Below are 2,480 nucleotides of genomic sequence, written 5' to 3' on the forward strand. Positions count from 1 at the left end.
ATTCTCCGCTTTGTGATATTCTTCTAAGAATTTTTCCTTCGTGATTTCATGATTGAGGTACTGGTTTCGAAGTTTGGCATATTTGGCCGTTGGGATGTGTCCCATGTCCCAGAGGCCAGCGCGGGGTTCTCCAGGTCGCCACTTGATAAGTTTCCATTCGCCTGACTTGTCTTTGACCCAGAGCTGATGCCGCTTGGGGCACCTCGGCGGGGCCCCCGGCTCGCCGGCCCTGATGTCGCTCACTTGTTTCCTGCGGGTTTCCCTCCACACCCTTTTGACTTGTCCGGGCGCGTAAGCAGGGCGACTATTCGCGTAAGGAAGACGAACCCCGTCAGAATCATACCCGAAAGAGTTCGGTATACCATACTTCGGCAACCGGCCAGTCGGATACTTCACCGGACCCGGAGCATTACTACCGCCCGGCTGGTCGACACCACGCGACTTCACGGTCGCCCCGTCAATGCCGTCTGCTGGCCGTATCGTCGGCTCGAATACGTTGCTGACTGTCACCCCTCCCGCGCCGAGGTCATTCTTAAGCCAGTCCAGTGCGCTGGTGGTCCTGCTCGGGTTCGTGATGATGGGTTTCCCGAAGTCGGCGACCTTGTTGGCCTCGCCCAGAAGTCCGCTCGTTTTCGCGATCTTCAACGCCGCCGCTCCGGGCAGGATATTCCCAACGATCTGTCCGATCACCACCGGGTTACCCGCGCGAACCTGGTCAACGAGCGTCGTAACCTGCTGCCACGCCTGGTTACGCACGTCCTCATCGAAGACGAGGGCCTCGATCCCACGCCCCGTGTCACGCAAATTCATCTGCGCCGCACCGCTGACCAGCTGCCCCACGCCAGACCCGACACCAGCGACGAGCTGCCCCGCCCACGACCCGGACTCGACCGCCGGCCGCATCACAGTGACGTCATACCATTGGGCCACCTGATCGCTGGCCATCCCGGCCAGGTTCAACCCCTCACCGGTCGACGCGATCGACGCGTCGTTAATCGCGCTGTTCACACCCCCCACGATCAGCGACCCACCCAGCCCCGCGAACGCCAACGTCGCACCCGCGCTGAACGGCGTACCCACCACATTCTGCTTACGCACCTCGATCATTATCGCAGCAGAACTCCCAGCAGCCTGCAAAAACAAGTCCGCCCAAGAACCAGGCACATCATCCCACAACCGCCTGCCCTCCGGGAGGCGAGACAAAGAGGCTTATGCAAAACGGAATCACGCGCTTAACGAAGGTGCCTTTGACCTGGGGTTTTGTGACGCTCAAGCGAGTTTTGCATAAGCCTCAAAGAAATCGCGAACTGATCTTTGTCGTTCATCAATGTGGGAGCCTTACGGATAACCTCCTCAACGAATAGGTCGTTGGGGAGCTCCATATCAGAAGCGCCATTCAGTGAAATAACATATATTGTCGTTATGACAATACTTTCAATTATCGCACATTGTGAACAATGACATGGACAGTCTTGATCGGTTGCCCCTCAATAACCGCTTGAAAGCTGCCATATTGGTTATTCAGATGTCGGACTCTTGATGGTCATCGAACGGACGTGAGGGATCAAGCCCTTGGCGCTCCTCTTCGCGCTCAACATTCGCCCAGTGTGGTGACAAGACTTGAAGGATGATCTTTGCACCAATATTCTCTACTGCGAGGCGGCTTGAATCGTCGAAATCCCAGTGATATTGACGCATACCAGGAGTCTTCGTCTTTCCGCCGTCGAGGATGACGTTGACGTCGTCAACGATCGCGCGGAAGCTTGACCTCAGATCAGGTTGCAGATCGTTATCTATGTTTCGTACTCTGTCTGAGACTGGGATGTCGACTTTTAGAACGCATTCATCGCTCAAGAGCACGTTGACCCGGTTATCACTCAGGGGTAGCGCAGAAAGCAGATCAATGCCATCTTCGCCGTCTGAAGTAATCTCCCAATGAAGCTTTTCGGCTACCGACATTATATCCGCTCTCGTAGCAGGCCATTTTAGTGCTCGAGAAGCCTCGATTATTGGACGTAGTTGGTCGGCGTTCAGCCGTGTGAAATCACTCATAATTCTCCTAGTATAGACATTCGTGCGCTTGATCGCAAGGTTTGTTACTCCAATACCAGAGCGCTCTGGTCGAGTACCAGATCAGAGACTTCCACGGTTCCGTCCGGTCGCGCTCTGACCATCTGATATTCGATCTTGATCTCACCTTTCTGCAGTTTTTCGAGAACGCCAGGATTCTCGTCTAACCAGGCCCGAAACTCCGGATCTTTCTGGAATAGGTCATTGAAGTAGGTCGTAGAACCTTGCCCCGCCGATTCTCCGTCGACTTTGCGACCTGTACTGCTGAGCTTCGCATCGCCACCTTTCGCTTCGGTGAAGGTCAGCCGGGTTCTATCTGGGGATTGGGTGATCAGGTCGAATCTGTCGCGCACAGCGTTCGGTCTATTGAGGACTTCGGTGTCACCAAGCGCTTCTCGATATGCTGCCGC

At 55.3% G+C, this 2,480-nt stretch carries 3 protein-coding genes; all 3 read right to left on the bottom strand.

Annotation, left to right across the window (positions count from 1 at the left end):
• The coding region (locus B0H03_RS15965) for a GH-E family nuclease (RefSeq protein ID WP_207774265.1) at positions 1 to 1,107 on the bottom strand (1,107 nt) is incomplete at its 3' end.
• Between the two features lie 414 nt (positions 1,108 to 1,521).
• Positions 1,522 to 2,052 (bottom strand): DUF6301 family protein, encoded by a 531-nt coding sequence (locus B0H03_RS15970; RefSeq protein ID WP_127843845.1) that lies wholly within the window; start codon positions 2,050 to 2,052, stop codon positions 1,522 to 1,524.
• Positions 2,053 to 2,096: 44 nt separating this feature from the next.
• Positions 2,097 to 2,480 (bottom strand): hypothetical protein (locus tag B0H03_RS16845; protein ID WP_207774266.1); only part of this gene is annotated, 384 nt, incomplete at its 5' end.

The sequence above is a fragment of the Rathayibacter iranicus NCPPB 2253 = VKM Ac-1602 genome (assembly GCF_003149025.1).
Taxonomy (GTDB): Bacteria; Actinomycetota; Actinomycetes; order Actinomycetales; family Microbacteriaceae; genus Rathayibacter; species Rathayibacter iranicus.

What these genes read in the sequence shown, in the direction of transcription:
- B0H03_RS15970 (WP_127843845.1), bottom strand. Translation starts at nt 2,052, where the DNA reads ATGAGTGATTTCACACGGCTGAACGCCGACCAACTACGTCCAATAATC.